Source organism: Streptomyces sp. NPDC055243 (assembly GCF_044544025.1).
Taxonomy (GTDB): domain Bacteria; phylum Actinomycetota; class Actinomycetes; order Streptomycetales; family Streptomycetaceae; genus Streptomyces.
This window is the reverse complement of record NZ_JBITWR010000022.1, coordinates 127,700-142,365: the sequence shown is the minus strand read 5'-3', so window position 1 is coordinate 142,365 and position 14,666 is coordinate 127,700. Positions and strand designations below refer to the sequence as shown.

Annotated in this window: 14 protein-coding genes; 5 read left to right on the top strand and 9 right to left on the bottom strand. The window is 72.4% G+C overall.

The genetic code is table 11. The features are described from left to right. Positions 1-183: 183 nt before the first annotated feature. Entirely contained in the window at positions 184-630 is a 447-nt protein-coding gene (locus ACIGXX_RS39885) for an SRPBCC family protein (RefSeq protein ID WP_361471595.1), read from the bottom strand. A 162-nt stretch (positions 631-792) separates the two neighbouring features. Here ACIGXX_RS39885 and ACIGXX_RS39880 point away from each other — a divergent pair, with 162 nt between their 5' ends. Then, a complete protein-coding gene (locus ACIGXX_RS39880; RefSeq protein WP_351171521.1) occupies positions 793-2,037 on the top strand; it encodes an amidohydrolase in 1,245 nt (414 codons plus the stop codon). Positions 2,038-2,055: 18 nt separating this feature from the next. On the opposite strand, the gene ACIGXX_RS39875 is transcribed toward ACIGXX_RS39880, so the two are convergent. The 5 genes from ACIGXX_RS39875 to ACIGXX_RS39855 all read right to left on the bottom strand — a co-directional run bounded on the left by ACIGXX_RS39875 (position 2,056) and on the right by ACIGXX_RS39855 (position 8,693). Beyond that, a complete protein-coding gene (locus ACIGXX_RS39875) occupies positions 2,056-3,237 on the bottom strand; it encodes an acyl-CoA dehydrogenase family protein (protein WP_351171524.1) in 1,182 nt (393 codons plus the stop codon). Positions 3,238-3,239: 2 nt separating this feature from the next. Then, entirely contained in the window at positions 3,240-4,541 is a 1,302-nt protein-coding gene (locus tag ACIGXX_RS39870; protein ID WP_399983455.1) for a CaiB/BaiF CoA transferase family protein, read from the bottom strand. Continuing rightward, a complete protein-coding gene (locus ACIGXX_RS39865) occupies positions 4,531-6,207 on the bottom strand; it encodes an acyl-CoA dehydrogenase family protein (RefSeq protein WP_399983452.1) in 1,677 nt (558 codons plus the stop codon). The genes ACIGXX_RS39870 and ACIGXX_RS39865 overlap by 11 nt, the downstream gene beginning before the upstream one ends. A gap of 13 nt (positions 6,208-6,220) precedes the next feature. Beyond that, complete coding sequence (locus ACIGXX_RS39860; RefSeq protein WP_399983449.1) at positions 6,221-7,606, bottom strand: MFS transporter; 1,386 nt, start codon at positions 7,604-7,606, stop codon at positions 6,221-6,223. Between the two features lie 172 nt (positions 7,607-7,778). Beyond that, positions 7,779-8,693: a LysR family transcriptional regulator gene (locus ACIGXX_RS39855; protein ID WP_351171536.1), complete on the bottom strand. Its 915-nt coding sequence runs from the start codon at positions 8,691-8,693 to the stop codon at positions 7,779-7,781. Between the two features lie 103 nt (positions 8,694-8,796). Here ACIGXX_RS39855 and ACIGXX_RS39850 point away from each other — a divergent pair, with 103 nt between their 5' ends. Continuing rightward, positions 8,797-10,017: a metallophosphoesterase gene (locus tag ACIGXX_RS39850; RefSeq protein WP_399983445.1), complete on the top strand. Its 1,221-nt coding sequence runs from the start codon at positions 8,797-8,799 to the stop codon at positions 10,015-10,017. On the opposite strand, the gene ACIGXX_RS39845 is transcribed toward ACIGXX_RS39850, so the two are convergent. From ACIGXX_RS39845 to ACIGXX_RS39835, 3 genes are all read right to left on the bottom strand, one after another. After that, complete coding sequence (locus ACIGXX_RS39845) at positions 10,014-10,388, bottom strand: DoxX family protein (RefSeq protein WP_399983442.1); 375 nt, start codon at positions 10,386-10,388, stop codon at positions 10,014-10,016. The genes ACIGXX_RS39850 and ACIGXX_RS39845 overlap by 4 nt on opposite strands. 237 nt (positions 10,389-10,625) lie before the next feature. Continuing rightward, positions 10,626-11,276, bottom strand: coding sequence for a M23 family metallopeptidase (locus tag ACIGXX_RS39840; protein WP_351171545.1), 651 nt, complete (start codon positions 11,274-11,276; stop codon positions 10,626-10,628). Positions 11,277-11,358: 82 nt separating this feature from the next. Then, on the bottom strand, positions 11,359-12,882 hold the full coding sequence (locus tag ACIGXX_RS39835; RefSeq protein WP_351171548.1) for a phosphatase PAP2 family protein: 1,524 nt from the start codon (positions 12,880-12,882) through the stop codon (positions 11,359-11,361). A 79-nt stretch (positions 12,883-12,961) separates the two neighbouring features. On the opposite strand from ACIGXX_RS39835, the gene ACIGXX_RS39830 reads away from it, so the two are divergent. From ACIGXX_RS39830 to ACIGXX_RS39820, 3 genes are all read left to right on the top strand, one after another. Next, complete coding sequence (locus ACIGXX_RS39830) at positions 12,962-13,648, top strand: PadR family transcriptional regulator (protein WP_351171550.1); 687 nt, start codon at positions 12,962-12,964, stop codon at positions 13,646-13,648. Positions 13,649-13,725: 77 nt separating this feature from the next. Continuing rightward, a complete protein-coding gene (locus ACIGXX_RS39825) occupies positions 13,726-13,860 on the top strand; it encodes a hypothetical protein (RefSeq protein WP_351171553.1) in 135 nt (44 codons plus the stop codon). 112 nt (positions 13,861-13,972) lie between these two features. Beyond that, positions 13,973-14,656, top strand: a complete 684-nt coding sequence (locus ACIGXX_RS39820; RefSeq protein ID WP_351171556.1) for a glycerophosphodiester phosphodiesterase family protein — start codon at positions 13,973-13,975, stop codon at positions 14,654-14,656. Positions 14,657-14,666: the final 10 nt, after the last annotated feature.

Here is a 14,666-nt window from a genome sequence, read left to right as displayed (position 1 = left end):
GAGCAGACGTCCTCTTCGCCATGCTCCGCGACGGCACCTTCTATCAACCACCAACCCCGACTACCCCTTGACCAATGTCATAGGGGCACCCCCCCCCCGCGTAAGACGCCACTAACGGCACACCCTTCGCTTTTCCAGTACTGCAAAACGTGCACTTTGGCCCATGAGGCCGCCGCCCTCTTCTCAGGCGTTTCGGCCGTGTTCGGCCACCGCGATTCGAGCCAGTTTTGTCAGCATCATGCCGTTGCGGACCGCGACCACATAGTCCACGGGCAGGCCGTGCATGCGGGTTCCCGGGCCTCGCAGCGGGTGCCAGTCAAGGATGAGAAGGGTGTGCTCGCCCCAGGGGATCAGGTTCATGGCGATGCGGGCCGCGCCGAAAGGACCCGCCTTCGCCTCCAGCTGCAGGCGGCTCTCCGGTTCGCTGATGCGGACGACGACGGTGTCGTCCAGGACCAGCGGGCCGACGCCGACCCGCACCCGCAGGCGGGCGCCCACCGCCGGCCAGTGCGGGTCCGCGGCCAGGACCTCCTGCGTTCCCGTCACCCACTCCCCGTACCGGTGGCCGTCGGACAGCAGGCTCCAGACCTCGGCCGGTGAGGCCAGGATCAGGCGGCGGTTCCGGGACACGCTGACCACACTCCTCCTGGGGGATCTGGCACGATTTTCGCACTTTGTCACCTGCGGCACCCATCGAGAGCGCTCCTGCTGGGCCGGACGGCCTGTGCGAGGGTGGCGGGGAGGGTGACCCGTACCTCGATTGCCTCGATCTCCTCCGACGCAAGGAGCCGCATGCCCCCGGCAGCCACCACAGCGAACCTGGCCCTGGACGTGACCTCGGGGGTGAAGACGCGCGACCTCGAGGCTCTCTACCAGGACCTGCATCGCCACCCCGAGCTCTCCTTCCAGGAGCACCGCACCGCCGGGGTCATCGCCGAACGGCTGCGCGGCGCCGGGTACGCGGTGACCACCGGCGTGGGCGGCACCGGCGTCGTGGGTGTCCTGGAGAACGGCGACGGGCCCGTGGTGTGGCTGCGCGGCGACATGGACGCGCTGCCCGTCACGGAGACCTCGGGGCTGTCGTACGCCTCGACCGTCGACGGTGTCATGCACGCCTGCGGCCACGACATGCACATCACCTGGCTGGCCTTCGCCGCCGCAGCACTCGCGGCCGCCCGCGAGACCTGGACGGGCACCCTCGTGATCATCGGCCAGCCCGCCGAGGAAGCGGGCGGCGGCGCCAAGGCGATGGTCGACGACGGGGTGCACGAACGCTTCCCCCGCCCCGACGCCGTCTTCGGCCAGCATGTCGCCCCCGGCCCCGCCGGCTTCGTCTCCCACACCCCTGGGCTGATCATGTCGGCCGCGGACGACGTGCACATCGTGGTGCACGGCGTCGGTGGCCACGGCTCACGGCCCGAATCCACCGTCGATCCGGTGGTGACGGCCGCCTACATCGTCACGCGGCTGCAGACCGTCGTCTCCCGCGAGGTGTCCGCGACGGACACGGTCGTCCTCACCACGGGGCAGTTCAACGCCGGCCAGCGGCCCAACATCATTCCCTCGGAGGCCCGGCTCGGGCTGAGCCTGCGTACGCAGGACGTGCAGGTGCGCGAGCGGGTCCTGTCCGCCATTCGCCGCATCGTCGAAGGGGAGTGCCACGCCGCAGGGTGTCCGACGCCGCCCGAGGTGACCACCGGAGCCGGCTTCCCCGCCACGGTCAACGACGCCGCTCTGGACGCGGAGGTCGCGGCCGTCCATCGCGAACTGTTCGGCACGAACAGCGTGCTCGACTTCGGGCCCGCGATGGGCAGCGAGGACTTCTCCCTCCTCGCGCCCACCGGAGTGCCCTACGACTTCTGGTTCGTGCCCTCCACGCCCGAGGCCACCTGGCAGGCCGCCCCGGGTCAGGGACTCCGCGAGAAGATCACCGGGGTGCCGGGCAACCACAGCCCCCTGTTCGCCCCGGACCCCTCGGTCCTGCTGCCCGGCGTCCAGACGCTGGTGAGCGCCGCGCTGCACGGACTCGGCACCTGAGGCAGCGGCCGCCACCGGTCAGCGGAAGGCCGCGTGACCGGTGAGCGCCTGGCCGAGGGCCAGCGTGTGCATCTCGCTCGTGCCCTCGTACGTCAGCACGGACTCCAGGTTGTTGGCGTGCCGGATCACCGGATACTCCAGCGAGATGCCGTTCGCGCCGAGGATCGTGCGCGCGGTGCGGCAGATCTCGATGGCCTCGCGTACGTTGTTCAGCTTGCCGAAGCTGATCTGCGCAGGGTGGACTCCGGCGGGCGAGTCCTTCAGGGCGGACAGGTGCAGGGCGGTCAGTGTCGCTTTGTGCAGCTCCAGGGCCATGTCCACCAGCTTCTGCTGCGTCAGCTGGAAGCCCGCGATCGGCCTGCCGAACTGTTCGCGCTCCAGGGCGTAGTCGCGCGCCGACCGCCAGGCCGAGCGGGCCGCGCCCGTGACACCCCAGACGATGCCGTAGCGCGCCTCGTTCAGGCAGGTGAGCGGGGCGCCGACACCGCGCGCCTCGGGGAGCCGCGCGGAGGCCGGCAACCGGACCGCGTCCAGGACGAGTTCACTGGTGACGGACGCGCGCAGTGACATCTTGTGCTTGATGACGGGAGCCGAGAATCCGGGGGTGTCGGTGGGCACGACGAAGCCGCGTACGCCGTCCTCGGTCCGCGCCCAGACGACGGCGACGGCCGCCACCGAACCGTTCGTGATCCACATCTTGCGGCCGTCGAGAACCCAGTCGTCGCCGTCGCGGCGGGCGCGGGTGGTCATGGCGGCCGGGTCGGAGCCGTGGTCGGGTTCGGTCAGGCCGAAGCAGCCGATGGCCGAGCCCTCCGCCATCCGCGGCAGCCACTCCCGCTTCTGCTCCTCGGAGCCGAAGCGGTGCAGGGCGAACATGGCCAACGAGCCCTGTACGGAGACGAAGGAGCGCAGGCCGGAGTCGGTCGCCTCCAGTTCGCGGCAGGCGATGCCGTACGCGCGCGCCGACATCCCGGCGCAGCCGTAGCCCTCCAGGTGCATGCCCAGCAGGCCCATCTTCCCGAATGCGCGGGCGAGTTCGGGCAGGTCGGGCAGCTCGCCGGACTCGAACCAGTCGGCGATGTGCGGCTCCACCTTGGCGTCGAGGTACTGGCGGACCGTGTCGCGCACGGCGCGCTCCTCGTCGGTGAGCAGGGCCTCCAGGTTCAACGGGTCGACGGCGTCGAGAGCGGGGAACGGCATGGTCAGGCTCCTTGCGGGTTCTGCGAATTCTGCTGGTTCTGCGGGTGGTGGCGCGGGTGGCCGAGCAGATGGTCGATGTCCGCCTCCTCGTATCCGAGTTCGGCGAGTACGTCCCTGCTGTGCAGGCCGAGGGTGGGCGGCGCGGTGCGCACCGCGGGGCGCTCGCCGCCGAAGCTGACGGGGAAGGCGACCTGCTGGAGCGGGCCCACGTCGGGGTGGTCGACCTTCTGGACCATGCCGAGCGCCTCGGTCTGCGAGCAGTCGTAGACCTCGTCGAGGGTGCGGATGGGGGCGACGGGCACACCGCGCGGCTTGAGCAGCGCGCACCAGTGGGCCACGGTCTCGTCGACGAGGACCGCCTCCAGCTTGGCGTTGAGGGCCGTGCGGTGGGTGACGCGGGCACGGTTGGTGACGAAGCGCGGGTCGTCGGCCCACTCCGGGTGGCCGAGCGTCTCGCTCAGGCGGCGGAAGAGGCCGTCGCTGCCGACGGCGATCACGAAGTGCCCGTCGGAGGCCGCGTAGGCCTGGTACGGCACGAGGCTCGGGTGGCCGGAGCCGAGCCGGGTGGGCCGCTCCCCGGTGGCGAAGTAGCCGGTGGCCCAGTTGATGTGCAGGGCGAGCTGGGACTCGTACAGGGAGGTCGTGACGTACTGGCCGCGTCCCGTGCGCTCCCGCTCGACGAGCGCCGAGGTGACGCCGATGAGGCCGAACAGGGCGGCACCCAGGTCGCCCATCGCGTAACCGGCCTTGACGGGCGGGCCGTCGGGCTCGCCCGTGAGGGACATCAGGCCCGCGCTCGCCTGGGCGACCATGTCGTACCCGGGCTCGTCGCGCAGCGGTCCGGTGTCGCCGAACGCCGAGATGTGGAGCAGGACCAGGCGCGGGTAGCGCTCGCTGAGGGTGCGGTAGTCGAAGACCTCGGCCAGGAAACTGCCGGGGCGGAAGTTCTCCACCATCACGTCCGCCTCGGCGAGCATCCGGTGGACGGCCTCCTGCCCCTCGGGGGACTTGAGGTCCAGGGTCACCGAGCGCTTGTTGCGGTTGGCCGCCAGGTAGTAGGTGGCGTCGGGGCCGTTGAAGGGCGGGCCCCAGGCGCGGGTCGGGTCGCCGCCCTGGGGGTGCTCGACCTTGATGACGTCGGCGCCCAGGTCGGCGAGGGACATGGTGACGTAGGGACCGGCGAGGATCTTGGAGAGGTCGACGACCTTCATTCCGGCCAAGGGGGATGCGGGGCCGTGCGGGGATGCGGGGCCACGCGGAGATGCGGGGTCCAGCGGGGACGCGGGGCGGGGCTCAGCGGACATGTGCGGCGGACTCCTCGGCCGTGGCGAGCGGGATCTGTCCACCCTCGGCCAGTTCGGCCAGGTGGTCCAGGGCGGTACGGGGCAGGCGGTCCGGGTCGTCGAGGAGAGCCGCGTAGGCGCTGGACACCAGGAGCGCGCGGCCGTTGCCGGTGGTCCTCGCCTCGTGTTCCGCCTGGTCGTGCAGGAGCGTCGCCATGACGGCGTGCGTGAGCCGGTCGGTGTACCGGCCCATCCTCGTCTCCTGCTCCTGCGCCGGGAGTTCGAGCAGGGCATCGCCCTGCGCGCGGAGGAGTTCCCAGCGGTCCTTCGCCGGGCCGCGGCCGCCGTAGGTGTCGGCGAGGGTGCGGTGGGAGCCGATGCGGCGCATACAGCGCAGCACGTCCAGCGCGATGACGTTCGATGATCCCTCCCAGATGGATCCGAGGTGGGCGTCGCGCACGAGCCGGGGGTTGACCCAGTCCTCGATGTACCCGTTGCCGCCCCGGATCTCCATGGCTTCACCGGTGACCGTGCGGGCGCGCTTGCACAGGGTGTGCTTGGCGAGCGGGGTGAGGACGCGGACCAGCGCCTGGGCCTGTTCGTCCCCGTCGTCGGCGGCCGTGAGGCGGGCCGCGGCCTCCAGGACCAGGCCGAGCGCGGCTTCCGTGTCGAGGATCATCGGCAGGAGCGTGGCGCGCATCAGGGGCTGGTCGAAGAGGGGCTTGCCGAAGACGTGGCGGGCGCGGGTGTGGTCGAGCGACTCGCGGACGGCGCGGCGCATCAGGGCGGTGGCGCGCATGGCGTTGGACAGGCGCGAGACGTTGAGCATCTCGGCCATCTGCCGAAATCCGTGGGTGAGTCGGCCGACCGGGGTCGCGTACGCCTCCTCCAGGGTCACCTCGCCGCTCGCGATGGACTTCGAGCCGAGCTTGTCCTTGAGGCGGTCGATGCGGACGGCGTTACGGGTGCCGTCGGGCCGCAGCCTCGGGACGAGGAACATGCCAAGCCCCCGCGTCCCTTCGCCCTGCCCGGGGACGCGGGCCAGGGTGAGGATCACGTCGGCGGCGGGGTTGGACGCGAACCACTTCTTGCCGGTGAGCGTCCAGTGCGTGCCCCGGTCGGTGGCCAGGGTCCGCGTCAGGCCGACGTCCGTGCCGCCCTGCTGTTCCGTCATGAACATCGCTCCGGTGGCCCGGAGTCCGGGGTCCGTGGAGGAGAGCGCGGCGATCTCGGTGGCGTACCGCTCGGGGTCGAACAGGCGCAGGATGCGGGCGGCCGAGTCGGTCATCGACAGCGGGCAGGCCATGCCGAACTCGGACTGGACGTAGAGGTAGGACAGGGCGTACTTGACGGTGTGCGGGATCTTGGTGGGCCAGCCGTGGACGCCGGGCCGGTGGGACATCGCGGCGAGGCCGAAGCGTTCGTAGGCGATGGCGGCGGCGCGGTCGTGGGCCGGGTGGTACTCGATCGCGTCGACGCGGGTGCCGTCGGGGGCGTACGGGATCAGCCGCGGCGGGTGGGCGTCGGCGAGGGCGGCCTGCCGGTCGAGGTCGCCCGCGGCCAGCTCGCCGAGCTCCGCGAGCAGGGGCTCGACGCGGGCGCGGTCGTCGGCGGGCAGGAGGCGGTCGAGCAGGGGGCGCAGGGCGGGATCGCGGTCGGCGAAGTTCACGGGAGACGGCGAGGACACAGGTGGCTCCAGGTCAGGCGGGCTGTGCGGTACGGGGGTTGGCGGCTTCGGCGGTGTCGTCGGCCGGGTCGCCGGTGCGGGCCAGCAGGGGCAGCACGCCGACGAGGGTGAGCACGGTGTAGGCCAGGCCCAGGGCGACGACCGGCCAGATCGAGTCGAAGGTGGTGAGCAGGTACTGCGAGACGATCGGCGCGGTCCCGGCGAACAGGGTCGTGCACAGCTGGTACGACAGGGACATGCCGGTGTAGCGGACCTCGACGGGGAAGACGCGGGCGAGGATTCCGGCGAGCGCGGCGTAGTACATGGCGTGCGGGAAGGTCGCGAGCCCCATGCCGAGGACGGCGAGCCAGAAGTCGCCCGTGCCGACGAGGACGAACATCAGCGGCAGCAGGACGAATTCCGGAACGAGCATCCACAACACGGCCTTGCGCACGGGCCACTTGGTGGCCAGTACAGCGCCGAAGGGCTGCACGATCACCTGCACGACCAGGGCGAGCGAGATGACCGTGAGGAAGGTCGTGCGGTCGAAGTCCAGGTCGGCGGTGGCCCAGGAGAGGGCGAACGTCGTCTTGACGTAGGTGATCGCGACTCCTGCCGTGCCGGCGAGCACGCCGAGGAGGACCAGCATCGGGGAGCGAGTGAGCACTTCCTTGATGGGCAGCTTGATGGTCTTGTTGCGGGCCAGGGCGGCCTGCATCTCGGGGGTCTCGGCGAGCTTGAGCCGGATGAACAGACCGACGGCGACCAGGACCGCGGAGAACAGGAACGGCACGCGCCAGCCCCACGACTCGAAGGCCGCGTCGGGCAGTTGGGCCATGCCGAGGAAGGCGAGGGTCGCCAGGAGGTTGCCGACCGGGGAGCCCTGCTGGGCGAAGGAGCCGTAGAGCAGCTTGCGGCCCGGCGGGGCGTACTCGGTGGCGATGAGGACGGCGCCGCCCCACTCGCCGCCCATCGCCACGCCCTGGATCATGCGCAGCAGGACGAGGAGGATCGGCGCCGCGGCGCCGATCTGCGCGTATCCGGGGAGCAGTCCCACGCAGAACGTGGCGCCGCCCATCATGGTCAGGGTGGTGACCAGGGCTTTCTTGCGGCCGTACTTGTCGCCGAAGTGCCCGAATATCAGTCCGCCCAGGGGGCGGGCGAGGAAACCGACCCAGAAGGTGGCGAAGGCCGCGAGGGTGCCAACGGCCGGTGAGGCCTCGGCGAAGAAGATCTTGCCGAGCACCAGGGCCGACGCGGACCCGTAGATGTAGAAGTCGAACCATTCGATGGTGGTGCCGACGAACGCGGTGACGCCCGCGCGGCGCGCCTCGCGGGCGAGGGCGGGATCGGGGGCCTGAGGTGCCCCCGGGGCCGGGGCACCGTTCGATTCCCCGGGGGCCGGGGCGTCTTGCTGCATGACGAGCGTCCTCTCGTGGCGGCAGATCCCGCGACGGAGGGCGACGAGGTGGCGGGGCGGGGAAGGGAGCCGAGCGGCCGGCTACCGGTCCTCGCTCCGTCGCGAGACCTGGATCACTCTGCCCTGCGCCATTAGGAGGTGTCCAAGACCAATGACGGCCCGCACTGAGACGTCATCCAGCGGAATCCGGGGCGTCGGCGGGCACCGGCAGGACCTCCTCGGCCACCCGCAGCACCGCGTGCAGCGCCGCCGACCGGTTGCCGGTGCGCCAGCCGAGCGCGATGGGAAGCACCGGCACGTCGTCCCCGGCCAGCGGCCGGAACACGACGTGCTCCAGATGGATGTCGCGGGCCGACTCCACCACCACCGCGAGGCCCACGCCCGCCCCCACCAGGGCCAGCATGTTGTACGAGTCCGGGGCCTCCTGCACGATCCGGGGCGCGAACCCGGCCTCGTGGCAGGCCTGCACCATGGCCTCGCGCACCGCGGACTCACGTGACAGCGGGAACGTCACGAGGGGCTCGTCGGCCAGTTCGCTCACCGGCACCTCGGGGCGCGCGGCCAGGGGGTGGCTGTCGGGCAGGGCGAGCACGAGCCGTTCCATGCGCACCACGCGGGCGGTGATGCCGCGCCGCACGGGAAGCGCCACGAAGCCGATGTCCAGCGTCCCGTCGGCGACCCGCCGCAACGCCTCGCCCGTGTAGGTCTGCCCCTCCAGCACCAGCTCGATGCCCGGCAGTTGGGAGTTGACCGCGCGGGTGAGCAGCGGCAGCGCCGAGTAGCTGCTGGCCCCGGCGAAGCCGACGCTGACCCGGCCGACCTCGCCCAGATGCGCCGCCCGCACCGTGCGCCGTACCGCCGAGGCGTCGGCGAGCAGCCGCCGGGCGGGCTCCAGGAGCGCCTGTCCCGCGGGGGTGAGGCGGACGGTGCGGGTGGTGCGGTCGAACAGCTTGACCCCGAGGTCCCGCTCCAGGAGCTTGATCTGCTGGCTCAGGGGCGACTGGGCGATGTGCAGGCGGTCGGCGGCGCGGCCGAAGTGCAGTTCTTCGGCGACGGCGACAAATCCGGACAGGTGTCTGAGCTCCACGCCGGTGACGATACGGGGCCGTCCGCGACGGGTACGGATGCCCGCCACCGGCAATTCGCCTGATCGTCTTCCGCTGTCCGCGCCGATATGGGAGAACGCTCTGATGTGCGATGACGAACTGATGCCGCCGCTGGCGGACTTGACCGAGAAGCAGTGGCTGCGCGCCGATCCGCCGCTGGCCCGGGACCTCTCCGAGCGGTGGGGCCCGCAGGCCCTCACGCTGCACCGGCGCACGCTGCTGGGCGCTGCCGCCGCCGGAGCCGCGCTGGCCGCGCTGCCGTTCGGCGCGCGGCAGGCCGCGGCGGCGCAGGGCGTCACGAAGTTCCCGTTCCCCGACGGGCCCGACCACAACGGGGAGTTCGCCGTCCTGGTGACCGGCGACTCCGGCACCGGCGGCGAGGAGCAGCTGGCCGTCACCGAGGCCGCCCGGCGGGTGTGCCGTGCCGAGGGGATCTCGCTGGCCGTCGGCCTGGGCGACAACATCTACGAGAACGGGCCCGAGTCCGACCACGACTCGGAGTTCCAGGAGAAGTTCGAGACGCCCAACACCGGCATCGACGTCCCCTGGCTCATGGTCCTGGGCAACCACGACTGCTCGGGCCTGATCCCGGGCAGCGGCGGTGACCCCTCGCGCGGCGACCGCGAGGTCTCCTACGCGGCCTCCTCACCGCGCTGGTACATGCCCAGCCGCTACTACAACGTCACGCTGCCGCCCGCCGAGAGCCCGGGCCGCGGCGACCCGGTGGTGGAGTTCTTCGCCCTCGACACCAACCCGGTCGCCTCGACCGTCGCCCAGACCTCGTCCCACTACAAGTGGGACGGTCCCTACATGCGCGCCCAGCGCCAGTGGCTGGACGCCGCGCTGTCCGCGTCCCGGGCCCGCTGGAAGGTGGTCCTCGGCCATCACCCCTACCTGAACAACGGGAAGCACGGCAGCGCCGGTTCGTACGACGGCTTCGTGATCGGGCACTACACGAGCGGGGTCCACCTCAAGGAGCTGTACGAGCAGGTGGTGTGCGGCCGGGCCGACCTGATCCTGTCCGGGCACGACCACACCCTCCAGATCCTGGAGCCCACGACCCGCACGGCCGGCACCCGCCAGATCGTCTGCGGGGCGGCGGCCAAGTCCGGTGACGGCAGGGCGCACTTCGACCACCCCGCCACCTGGCAGAACTTCTCCGACGTGGGCTTCATGGTCCTGAAGGTCTCCGAGCGGGCCATGACCGTGGACACGTACACGGTCGACGTCCCGACGCGCACCGCGCGCCTGGCCCACACCACGACGACCTCCGACGCGGTGGCGGGCCGCGGCAGCGTGGGCTAGGACCGGGCGTTCCCCGCCACGTTCCTGGCCCACAGCACCAGCGGAACCTGGAGCGGAAGGCGCCCGATCGCCGCGGCCCTGAGCGGTGCGGGTCGGCCGCGCCAGTCCAGGGCCATTTGTACGTTGGCGGGGAAGACGCCCACGAAGAAGGCCGCCGTGGCCAGCGCCGCCGTGCGCCGGGTGCGGGGCAGCGCCACTCCGGCCGCCAGGGCCAGTTCGACCACGCCGCTCGCGTACGTCCAGGTGCGCGGCGATCCGGGCAGGACGCGCGGCACGGTGGCGTCGAACGGCTTCGGGGCGGAGAGATGAGCGACCCCCGCCCCGGCCAGCAGACCGGCCAGGAGCAGGGGGGAACGGGGTGCCAGCGGCATGCTGCCTCCTCGGGTGGGGACGGGAAGCAGACCTTACTCGACGGTAAGTACCGCGTCACCGGGCCCTGGAGGCGAGCCCGTCCAGCGTGCGGTCCACGAGGCGTCCGGAGCGGATGACGCCGGCCGCGAGGCGACCACGGCCCGCAGCGCCTCGGCCATGCCGTCCGCGCCCCACCGCTCGGGCCTGAGCCGCCCCCCGGGCAGGCGCCGCCTGTTGCGGAGGCGGCGCCTCTCGCCTCACAGCAGCCGGGCCCCGCGTCTCGCGAGATACCTGACCGGGTTGACGTCCGATCCATAGCCCCGCCGGGCCCGGATCTCCAGGTGGAGGTGGGGTCCGGTGGCCCGGCCGGTGGCCCCGCTGCTGCCGATCCGGTCGCCGGTGCCGATGCGGGACCCCTGACGCACCGAGATGCGGGAGAGGTGCCCGTACACCGCGTAGTGCCCGTCCCGCAGCCGCACCGTCACCGCCTTGCCGTACGCGCCCGACCAGCGGGCCAGGACGACGGTGCCCGCGCCGACGGCGTGCACCGGGGTTCCCTTGGGGACGGCGAGGTCGATGCCGGTGTGGTGCCCGGCGACCCAGTTGCCGCGCACCCCGTAGCGGGCGGTGACGCGGAAGCGCCGGCGCAGCGGCAGGGCGAATTTGCCGGGAGGTCCTTGGGGGGCGAGCGCGCGGGTCTCGGGGATCGCCTCGTCGGCCTCGGCGAGGGCTTCCTCGAACTCCTGGTCGTAGCCGGCGCCGCAGCCGCCGTCGGACTCCGCGGCGGCGGCGTGCGGCGCCGGTCCCGCCACCGTGAAGGCGCCGCCGGCCATGAGGACCGCGGCGACGCTCAGTACGTCACGTCGTGTGGTGCCCGCTTCACGCGGGCTGTCTATGTCGTAGCCCATGACCGCAAGGACACTGGCGCCGGGCCCGGCGCGCACGCCGAATGCGCCGCTTGGCGTAACGCTTTCGGCGCCCGCGCCGCGGTCAGTCGGAGGCCGGCCGGTACACGGTGAGCGCCTCGGGGAGTTTGTCGAGGAGCAGCGCGGAGGGCGCGGGGGCCAGTTCGCCGTCGTACGCCATCTGTGTGTCCTCGGGCAGCCCTGAGATGACCAGGCGCTGGGACTTGGCGGACGCGTACAGCCGGGTCTTGGCGAGCTGGCCGGCCAGCGCCGCGACCAGCAGGCGGGTGCGCGCGAAGCGCCCGCCGTGCGCGATGCGGACGTCGAGCACCCCGTCGGCCAGGTCGTGTCGGCGCACCGGGGCGATACCGGCGCTGCGGTAGGCGCCGTTGCCCGCGAAGAGCAGCCACATCGAGCGGGTCTTGCCGTTCACCACCGCGCGCAGCGGCCGCCCGGTGTGCAGGATCTGGGCGACGCCGAGCAGCGCGGCGGGCGGACCGCCGACCTTCGGGGACCATTCCTCCCTGATGCGTACGAGCTCGGGGTAGGCGCCCAGGCTGAACGTGTTCAGGAAGTACACCGGCTCGGAGGACGTCCGGCCGTCGGGACCGGCCCCGGCCAGCGGCTTGATCCGGCCGACGTCGGCCCGTACGGCACTGCCCTCGACGAGAGCGGCGCAGGCGTCCGCGACCGTGTCGACGCCCAGGTCCGCGGCGAAGTGGTTGAACGTGCCGCCGGGCAGCACCAGCAGCGGCACGTCGTGGCGCAGGGCCGGGGTCACGGCGGCGTTCACCGTGCCGTCTCCCCCGCACACCCCGAAGACCCCGCCCCGGCGGGCGGCGTCCCTGGCCGCTTCCTCCAGGACCTTGGGCAGCGGCCCCGCCTCCTCCTCGTACAGCACGACCTCCGCACGGGGCAGGGCCGTCTTCAACTGCCGGACGGGGTCCATGAGTTGCGGCTGGGCGCCGGAGGAGGGGTTCACCACCACGACGAGGCCCTCGCCGTCCGGGAGCGCGGGCGCGTCCGTACGGGGGCGCGCGGGCGGCGGCATCTGGGCCCTGGAGGGCACCATGCCGCGCACCGCGTAGGCGGCGCCCACGCCGAGGGCCGCGCCGACCAGGACGTCGCTGGGGTAGTGCACGCCGGTGTAGACGCGGGAGAAGGCCACCGAGACCGCGACCGGGGCCACGGCCGCGCCGAGCCCCCGCGACTCGAGGGCCACGCCCGAAGCGAAGGCCGCCGCCGACGCCGCGTGCCCGGAAGGGAAGGAGCTGGTGATCGGCTGGTGGGCGAGGTGCCGTATCACCGGCACCGTGTCGAGGACCGGCCGGGAGCGGCGCACCGCGCTCTTGCCCAGGGTGTTGACCGTGCCCGAGGCGAGGGCCAGGGAGGCGACGCCGCGCACCGCCGCGCGCCTGCCGCGCGCACCGCCGAACGCCCACATCCCCGCGGCGATGCCGAACCACAGCAGCCCGTGGTCGGCGCTCCGGCTCAGCCGGGGAAGCACCGGCTGAGCCGCCGGCCAGGAGCGGGCGGCCACGCGGTGGAACGCGAGCCGGTCGGTGGCGCCGAACAGTCTGCGCAGGTGCGGCCTAGGGAGATCACTCATGAATCCCGTATACCCCCGCACGCCGTTCGCATCGCGCACATCTTGCGCGGCCACTGTGACGTTCACTTCAATCAGTCATATGGCAGCCCCTCGCTCCACCTCACCGCAGCGCCCGGCATCGCCGGAGCGGGAACCCGCCCCCGAGCTGCCGCCGACCGCGTGGGCCGTGCTCGGTCTGCTCTCCTTCCCCGGGGAGCGGACCGGTTACGAGCTGAAGAAGTGGGCGGACGCCTCGCTCCGCCACTTCTACTGGTCGCCCGCCATCAGCCAGATCTACGCCGAGCTGCGCCGCCTCGAAGCGCTCGGGTACGCCACGTCGCGGCGCTCGGGCCCCGAGGAGCCGCGCGCGAAGCGGTCGTACGCCATCACCGCCGAGGGCCGTGCGGCGCTCGTCGGGTGGGCCGGGGGCGCCGAGGACGCGGGCCCGCCCGTCCTCAAGCACCCGCTGCTCCTGCGGGTCTGGCTCGGGCACCTCGCGGCGCCGGAGCATCTGCGGGCCCTGGTGGCCGAGCACATCGCGCACACGCGCGGCGAGCTGAAGGAGGTGCGGGACGCGCTCGCCCGCGCGGACGGGCAGGAGGCGTGGACGCATCCGCAGATCGCGCTCCGCTGGAGCGGGCGGCGGCTGGAGGCGGAGATCGAACTGGCGGAGGCGATGCTGGCCGATCTCGCGGAGCCGGCCGGGCCTGCGCCCTCCGCCCGTGCGGGAACGACGGGTCCCACTCCCCCCGGTCAACCCCCGGGGGACTCGCCCACCCAGGGGTGACGTTGCCTGCCGCGCGGGGCCCGCGACCGGTAGGACGGGCGGGGTCAGCCGACCCCGCCGTATGGAGCAGTGCACCTGTGACTACCCGTGCCGTCCTTGTCGCCGCCGTCATCACCGGGCTGCTCCTCGGGATCGTGGGAAGCAGAACGGACGACTCCGATGCGTCGGGGCACCCCCGTACGGGCGGTTCCGTCACGGAGGCGGGCCGTTAGGCTGCGACCTTGCCGCGGGAACCTCCTCCCCCACTCTCGGCTTCGCCCGAGCGGGGGGGGACCCCCATCGCCCCGCGGCCACCGAGCCGCCGTCGACGGAAGCGAGTGAACCTTGAACTTCCTCACCATCGGTCATCGCGGGGTCATGGGTGTCGAACCCGAGAACACCCTCCGGTCCTTCATCGCCGCGCAAGCCGCGGGCCTCGATCTCATCGAGCTCGATCTGCATCTGAGCAAGGACGGCGCCCTCGTCGTCATGCACGACGCCGACGTGGCCCGTACGACCGACGGCAAGGGTCCGATCGCCGAGAAGACCCTGGCCGAGCTGCGGGAGCTCGACGCGGGGCGCGGCGAGCGCATCCCCGTCTTCGAAGAGGTCCTGGACGCCGTGAAGGCGCCGCTCCAGGCCGAGATCAAGGACGTGGCCGCCGCCCGCGCCCTCGCCGAGGTGATGCACCGCCGCGATCTGGTCGGCCGCGTCGAGGTGATCTCCTTCCACGACGAGGCGATCGCCGAGATCGCGCGCCTCGTCCCGGGCGTCCGGACCGCGCTCGTCGCGAGCCGCTACGGCACCGACGTCGTGGAGCGCGCCACGGCGGTCGGCGCCACCACCCTCGTACTGAACATCAGGCGCCTGACGCTCGAGGTCGTCGAGCGTGCCAGGAAGGCCGACCTGCGGATCATCGGCTGGGTCGTGAACACGCAGGACGACCTGCGGCTGGTGCGCGCGCTTCAGTTGGACGGGGCGACCACGGACTATCCGGAGATCAAACGGACGGGCCGCTTCACGGCGTGAGGATCACGGC

What these genes read in the sequence shown, in the direction of transcription:
- ACIGXX_RS39880 (WP_351171521.1), top strand. Translation starts at nt 793, where the DNA reads ATGCCCCCGGCAGCCACCACAGCGAACCTGGCCCTGGACGTGACCTCG.
- ACIGXX_RS39875 (WP_351171524.1), bottom strand. Translation starts at nt 3,237, where the DNA reads ATGCCGTTCCCCGCTCTCGACGCCGTCGACCCGTTGAACCTGGAGGCC.
- ACIGXX_RS39870 (WP_399983455.1), bottom strand. Translation starts at nt 4,541, where the DNA reads ATGTCCGCTGAGCCCCGCCCCGCGTCCCCGCTGGACCCCGCATCTCCG.
- ACIGXX_RS39860 (WP_399983449.1), bottom strand. Translation starts at nt 7,606, where the DNA reads ATGCAGCAAGACGCCCCGGCCCCCGGGGAATCGAACGGTGCCCCGGCC.
- ACIGXX_RS39850 (WP_399983445.1), top strand. Translation starts at nt 8,797, where the DNA reads ATGTGCGATGACGAACTGATGCCGCCGCTGGCGGACTTGACCGAGAAG.
- ACIGXX_RS39845 (WP_399983442.1), bottom strand. Translation starts at nt 10,388, where the DNA reads ATGCCGCTGGCACCCCGTTCCCCCCTGCTCCTGGCCGGTCTGCTGGCC.
- ACIGXX_RS39840 (WP_351171545.1), bottom strand. Translation starts at nt 11,276, where the DNA reads ATGGGCTACGACATAGACAGCCCGCGTGAAGCGGGCACCACACGACGT.
- ACIGXX_RS39835 (WP_351171548.1), bottom strand. Translation starts at nt 12,882, where the DNA reads ATGAGTGATCTCCCTAGGCCGCACCTGCGCAGACTGTTCGGCGCCACC.
- ACIGXX_RS39830 (WP_351171550.1), top strand. Translation starts at nt 12,962, where the DNA reads ATGGCAGCCCCTCGCTCCACCTCACCGCAGCGCCCGGCATCGCCGGAG.